Origin of the sequence: Haloactinopolyspora sp. (assembly GCF_027324685.1) — a bacterium.
Taxonomy (GTDB): Bacteria; Actinomycetota; Actinomycetes; order Jiangellales; family Jiangellaceae; genus Haloactinopolyspora.
This window is the reverse complement of sequence record NZ_DAHVSH010000211.1, coordinates 1-6,316: the sequence shown is the minus strand read 5'-3', so window position 1 is coordinate 6,316 and position 6,316 is coordinate 1. Positions and strand designations below refer to the sequence as shown.

Here is a 6,316-nt window from a genome sequence, read left to right as displayed (position 1 = left end):
TCGAAGTCGGGCCGGGCAATGAGATGGACTTCGGGTTCGACGGCACGCACCATGACCTCCGGACTGCAGCAGGAATCGCCACCAGTCTGCCACCGGTCAGGGCACGCGCGTGGCTCGCCAGCCCAGGACGTCGCCCGTGTCGTCCGGTCGCACGGACACGCCCTCGACGTCGGCGGTGATGGTGAACGGACGGTACGGGCCGCGGTAGGCCGCGGCGGCGGTCACCGCGGCAGCCAGATCGCTCGCGGCGAGAACCGGAATCTGGCGGCCGGTGCGCATCCGCATCGTCCGCGGCCGGTGATCGTCGTCGGCGGCACGCCAGCGTGGCCAGTGCTCGTCGGCGGTGGGGTAGACCAGCCGCAACGAGCACGCCGCGAGTCCGAGGCCGGGCGCGACGGCCGCGCACACCTGCTCGCCGAGCCGTTTGGTCAGCCCGTACGGGCGGGTCGCATCGGGTGGAACTGCCGGGTCGATGGTGACCTTCGCGTACTGCTCGTACACCGACATCGTGCTGATGTGCACGAACGAGCGAACGTCGGCAGCGGCGGACGCGTTCAAGGCCAGGTGGATCGAAGCGACGTTGACGTCGAAGGCGGCACGCACCATGGCGGGGTCCGGGCGGTCGTGGCTGGGGATGACCGCGGCCATGTGAACCACGACGTCCGAACCGTCGACCGCAGCGGCGACGTCGTCGGGGGAGCAGGCGTCGCCGACCACGGACTGCACGCCCGCGGCGGGGCTGGGTTTGCGATCGAGGACGCGGACCTGGTGGTGCCGCGCAAGCCACGGCACCGTGAACGTTCCCACCAGACCCGCACCGCCGATGATCGCCATGAGCATGGCGATCAGTATGCTCGCCCGGTCCGGTCGTTCGTGCGTTCGGCCCCGGTCGGCGGGCACGATGGGGGCGGCCTGGTTACGCTGCCCATGTGGCGAACTCGCGGGACATGACACACCTCACCGAACAGTTGCGCTGGTCGTTGGTCGCCGCGCCCGCCACGCCGATGCGCCCTGACGGCACCGTCGACCCCGCCGTGTGCGCTGCGTATTTCACCCACCTGGTGCACACCGGCGCCAAGGCGCTGGCCATCGGCGCGCACACCGGCCGCGGTGAGCACCTGCCCACCGAGGTCAAGGCCGAGCTCGTACGTCGCGCAGCCGCCGTGGGCGTGCCGGTGATCGCCGGTGTGGGGCACCCGGGGGTGGGTGCGCACGACCAGAAGGAGGCCGAGTGGGCGCGGACCGCGGCCGAAGCCGGCGCCGATGCGTTGCTGGTGTTCCCGCCGGCCGACACCGGCGACGCGGCTGCCGTCCTGGCCCACCACGACCTGCTGTACAGCGCGGCCGGTGTCCCGCTGATCGCGTTCGACCTGTACTCGCGGCCGTACCCGCATGAAGTGCTGACGGTCCTGCTCGAGCATCCCGGCGTCGTGGCGTTCAAGCCGGCCCGCCTCTACGACGCCATCGCCTGCCAGGCGGGCATCGCCGCGGCCCGGTCCCGCGGGCGGCTCGTCCTCACCGGCGAGGACCGCATGCTCGGGCCGTCGTTGATGTGGGGCGCCGAGGGCGCGTTGTTGGGCATCGCCGCCGCTGCCGTCCAGGTGTCCGCCGCCGCAGTGGAGACCTTCGCCGCTGCGGTGCACACCTCGGCGCGGGATGCCGCGGCCCGGTTCCTCGAAGTGTCGGCGGTCGTCGACGAACTGGCGCGGGTGACCTTCCGCCCGCCGTATGACGGCTACGTGCAGCGGATGCTGTGGATCGCCGCCGACGAGGGCGCGATTCCCGAGGAGTTCGCCACCGATCCGTACCGCCCCGGCGAACTCGCCGACGACGAACGCGCCGAGGTTCTGCGCGTCGTGCGGCAGTGCCGTGACCAAGTACGCCAGTGAGCCGATCGGCCACCGTTTCCGCGTAGAGTCGCCGTCATGGAGCAGGAGGGACTCTTCAGCACGGGGCTTGGGCCGGGGCCGGCCGTGCCGGCGGGTTCGCTCAGCGGCGCCGACGAGGACCACACCGGCCAGCCGCTCGCGGTGCGGATGCGCCCGCGCACGCTGGATGAGATCGTGGGCCAGGAGCACCTGCTCGGTCCCGGCACGCCGCTGCGTCAACTGGTCGAGCACGACCAGCCGATGGCGCTGGTGTTGTGGGGCCCGCCCGGCACCGGAAAGACGACCCTGGCCTACGTCGTCAGTCGCGCCACCCAGCGCCGCTTCGTCGAGCTGTCCGCGGTCACCGCTGGTGTCAAAGACGTGCGCAACGTCATCGACGGCGCCCGGCGAGAACTCGTCCGCTCCGGTGTCGGCACCGTGTTGTTCGTCGACGAGGTGCATCGCTTCTCGAAGACGCAGCAGGACGCCTTGCTGCCCGGGGTGGAGAACCGCTGGGTCTCACTTGTCGCCGCCACCACCGAAAACCCCTACTTCGCCCTCATCAGCCCGTTGTTGTCGCGCTCGTTGTTGCTCACGCTCGAGCCTCTCGACGACGATTCGATCAGCCAGGTGGTGCGCCGGGCGCTGAGTGACGAACGAGGTTTGGCCGGGACGGTCGAGCTCGCCGACGACGCGCACGACCACCTGGTCCGCCTGGCCGGCGGTGACGCGCGGCGGGTGCTGACCTACCTCGAGGCGGCGGCCGGTGCGGTGGCCGGCACGGCCGATCCCACCGTCACCCTCGAGGTCGCCGAGAAGGCGGTCGACCGCGCCGCGGTGCGCTACGACCGCGACGGCGACCAGCATTACGACGTCATTAGTGCCATGATCAAAGCGATTCGCGGTAGTGACGTCGACGCCGGTTTGCACTACCTCGCGCGGATGGCCGAAGCCGGCGAGGACCCTCGATTCCTGGCTCGGCGGCTGGTCATCCTGGCCAGTGAGGACATCGGACTGGCCGATCCCACCGCGTTGACGACGGCAGTCGCGGCTACGCAAGCAGTGCAGTTCATCGGCTGGCCCGAGGCGCAGATCACCTTGGCCCAGGCCGTCATCGCACTCGCGCTCGCGCCGAAATCCAACAGCGTCGTCAAGGCCATCGGCTCCGCGGTCAGCGACGTGCGTGCCGGACTGGCCGGCCCGGTGCCGCCGCATCTGCGCGACTCGCACTACGCGGGGTCGAAGAAGCTGGGCCACGGGACTTCGTACACCTACGCCCACGACGATCCGCGGGGTGTGGTCGCCCAGCAGTACGCGCCCGATGCCGTGGCGGGCAAGCAGTACTACGAGCCTGGCACGCGAGGAGCCGAGAGCGACTATGCCGAGCGCTACGCCAGGCTCAGAGCGATCATCCACGGTCGCTGAGCCGAACCGCTCTGCAAGCGGTTGCATCCGCGCACTCGATCACCGTACGCTCGGCTCCAGACGCTCGACTCGGCGACGGGAGTTCCATGGGCGCACAACGCCTCGGTATCGGGATCATCGGCATGCGCACGATCGGCTCCACCCACGCGCAAGCCCTCAAGCATTGCGACGACGACGTCGACCTCGTGGCCGTCAGCGGGGGCGAGCCGGACGCAGCCGCTCGCACCGGCTGGCCCGACGCCCGGGTCATGACACCGGAACAGGTACTGGCCGACTCCGCCGTCGACGTCGTCGTGGTCTGCTCACCCAGCGAACACCACGCCGCGCAGGCGCTAGCGGCGCTCGAGGCAGGCAAGCACGTCGTGGTGGAGAAGCCGCTGGCGTTGCGCGTCGCTGACGCGGACAAGGTCGCCGCGGCGGCAGCCGAGCGAGGACTGTCGGCCACGATGATCGCCCAGCGCCGTTTCGAGCCGGAGCATCAGCATCTGAAGACCCTGCTGGACACCGGCGGACTCGGCCGGGTGGTGCTCGGCGAGACGTTCGTCCGCTGGCACCGCGACGACGCGTACTACGCCCACGCCCCGTGGCGAACCTCGATGGACGGCGGCGGGGGATCGCTGATGAACCAGGGGGTCCACAACGTCGACCTGCTGCAGTGGCTGCTGGGCCCCGCCGCGGAGGTGACCGCCCAATACGCCACGCTCGGGCACGCCATGGACGCCGAAGACACCACGGTCGCCACCGTGCGCTTCGCCTCCGGAGCACTCGGCCTGGTGGCGACGTCGACGGCCACACCACCAGGCCGACCGGCCGAGGTGTCCGTGCACACGTCGACCGGATCGGTGACTCTGACCCAGGACGGCGTGCAGCGCTGGGACGTCACGGCGCCGGCACCGCCGTCGCGTGACATGCCCGGGCACGGAGCCGCCGACCCGGCAGCCATCGGAGTGGTAGGCCACCTGACCCAGTGGCGCGACATCGTGGCAGCCATCAGTGCCGGCCGCGCGCCCGCGGTGAGCGCCGAGGACGGAGCTCGAACGGTCCGGCTGCTGTGCGCCATCTACGAAGCCGGCCGAACCGGCCGCACCATCCGCCCGGAGGAGCTGTCATGATCCGCGTCGCCATCGTCGGCCTGGCCCATCCGCACGTCACCTATCTACTCACCGAGATCGCCCACCGCCCCGAACTGCGCCTGGTGGCCGTCGCCGAACGCGATGCCGACCTGCGCGCACGCTACCTCGGCGATGTGGAGGCCGACGTCGTCGTGCACGACCACCACGACACGCTGCTGGCCGACCACGAGGTCGACGTCGTCGCGATCTGCGGCATCTACGCCGAGCGAGCCGATGCGGTCGTGGCCGCGTTGCGGGCCGGTGCGCATGTGGTGGCCGACAAGCCACTGTGCACCGAGCTCGATCAGCTCGCGGCGATCGAGAAGACGGCTGCCGAGACCGGCCGGATGGTCTCGGTGATGTTCGAGAAGCGTTTCTACCCGTCCACGCTGGCCGTGCGCAGGCTGATCGATGCCGGCGTGCTCGGTGTGCCGGCCCTGATCGCCAGCACCGGTCCGCACAAGCTGAACCGGGCGACGCGTCCGGACTGGTTCTTCCGCCGCGATGGCTACGGCGGCATCACCGGTGATCTCCCGGTACACGACATCGATCTGGTCCTGCTGCTGTCCGGAGCGACGGACGGCACGGTGAGCGCGCTGGCCGGCAATGCGAGGCTGCCCGAGCTGCCCGAGTTCTCCGACCACACCGCGGTGCTGCTCAACGCCGGCGACATCGCGGCCACCATCGAGGCGAACTGGCTGTCGCCCGAGGCCGCCGACGTCCACGGCCACTACCGAATGCGCATCGCCGGCACCGAAGGCACCGCCGAGATCGACTGGGCCTACAACCGCCTGGATGTCGCCACGCACACCCGTGCGCCGTGGCAGGAGCCGTTGGGCGAGCGCAAACGGGCTGCCGAGGACTTCTTCGACGCTGTCCTCGCCGGCACGTCGCCCGAGGTCGACACCGCCGCGAGCCTCACCGCCACCGGCGTGGCGCTGCTGGCCCAGCGCAGTGCCGACAGTGGGGGAGAGGTGCTGCGCTGGACCAGGCGGGGCGAGAGCTGACGGCGTCGCCGGCGGAGCGGACCGTCGTCCGGCGACGCTTGCTGTCGGCGCCCGGCGCCGAATCGCTGCGGGGAAGTCCGGTCGGAGTCTGACCCGGGCGCCCTGCGAGGGGTAGGGTCAGACGCTTGAGAAGACCGTCATCCTAGAGAGGCTGCTCCGCTCATGTCCGTAGGCGAGTTCGCCGCGCTGCTGGCCGCCGTCGCCTTCGTGGCGCTGGTGGCGTTACTTGCTGTGCCGATCATCCGGCTGGGTCAAACCGTCGATCAGTGCACCCGCGCCGTGCGCGACCTTCGCCAGGGTCCGGTCTCGCGTACCGCGGCCACCGTGGACGAGACGAACGAGCTGCTGGCGTCGACCAACGCCCAACTGCAGCGCGTCGACGCCATCACGGCCAACGCGCAGACGGTCACCACCAACGTGGCGGCCATGTCGGCGCTGTTCTCCGCGACGCTGGGCGGCCCGCTGGTCCGGACCGCGGCGTTCACCTACGGCGTGCGGCGGGCCATCGCAGGACGCCGGGACGCGCGCAACAACCGGAGGGCGGGCCGGCTATGAGGCGCGTATTCTGGATTGCGTTGGGCGCCACGGCCGGAGTCCTGGTCGTGCGCCGGGTGACCCGGGTCGCCGAGAGCTTGACACCCGAGGGCGCCGCCGATCGGCTCTCGGCCGGGCTCGGCCAACTGGCCGAGTCGGTCCGGGCTTTCACCGACGAGGTCCGGGCGGGCATGGCCGAGCGTGACGCCGAACTGCGCCATGCTCTGGGTATCGCCGCCGACGGTTCCGGCGCCACCCCCGGTGTCGCCGACGTCAAGGCTGTTGACGACCTGTTTCGCACCACACCGAGAGGCACGTACTGATCATGGAGACCGCCGAGATCCGGCGCCGCTTCCTCGACCACTTCGAG

At 70.8% G+C, this 6,316-nt stretch carries 7 protein-coding genes; 6 read left to right on the top strand and 1 reads right to left on the bottom strand.

All coding sequences use genetic code 11. The annotated features are described in order from the left end of the window. Positions 1-96: 96 nt before the first annotated feature. Positions 97-840 carry an NAD(P)-dependent oxidoreductase gene (locus M6444_RS22455; RefSeq protein WP_298332701.1) on the bottom strand — a complete coding sequence of 248 codons (744 nt, stop codon included), beginning with the start codon at positions 838-840 and terminating at the stop codon, positions 97-99. An 89-nt stretch (positions 841-929) separates the two neighbouring features. Between M6444_RS22455 and M6444_RS22450 the strand changes: the two genes are divergently transcribed. The 6 genes from M6444_RS22450 to M6444_RS22425 all read left to right on the top strand — a co-directional run bounded on the left by M6444_RS22450 (position 930) and on the right by M6444_RS22425 (position 6,269). Beyond that, entirely contained in the window at positions 930-1,889 is a 960-nt protein-coding gene (locus M6444_RS22450) for a dihydrodipicolinate synthase family protein (protein WP_298332699.1), read from the top strand. Between the two features lie 147 nt (positions 1,890-2,036). Next, positions 2,037-3,293 (top strand): replication-associated recombination protein A, encoded by a 1,257-nt coding sequence (locus M6444_RS22445; protein ID WP_363326475.1) that lies wholly within the window; start codon positions 2,037-2,039, stop codon positions 3,291-3,293. Positions 3,294-3,379: 86 nt separating this feature from the next. Further along, positions 3,380-4,405 carry a Gfo/Idh/MocA family oxidoreductase gene (locus M6444_RS22440; protein ID WP_298332696.1) on the top strand — a complete coding sequence of 342 codons (1,026 nt, stop codon included), beginning with the start codon at positions 3,380-3,382 and terminating at the stop codon, positions 4,403-4,405. Beyond that, on the top strand, positions 4,402-5,412 hold the full coding sequence (locus M6444_RS22435) for a Gfo/Idh/MocA family oxidoreductase (RefSeq protein WP_298332694.1): 1,011 nt from the start codon (positions 4,402-4,404) through the stop codon (positions 5,410-5,412). Before M6444_RS22440 ends, M6444_RS22435 begins: the two co-directional genes overlap by 4 nt. Positions 5,413-5,574: 162 nt before the next feature. Next, a complete protein-coding gene (locus M6444_RS22430; RefSeq protein WP_298332692.1) occupies positions 5,575-5,967 on the top strand; it encodes a DUF948 domain-containing protein in 393 nt (130 codons plus the stop codon). 20 nt (positions 5,968-5,987) lie between these two features. After that, positions 5,988-6,269 carry a DUF6167 family protein gene (locus M6444_RS22425; protein WP_298332689.1) on the top strand — a complete coding sequence of 94 codons (282 nt, stop codon included), beginning with the start codon at positions 5,988-5,990 and terminating at the stop codon, positions 6,267-6,269. Positions 6,270-6,316 lie beyond the last annotated feature (47 nt).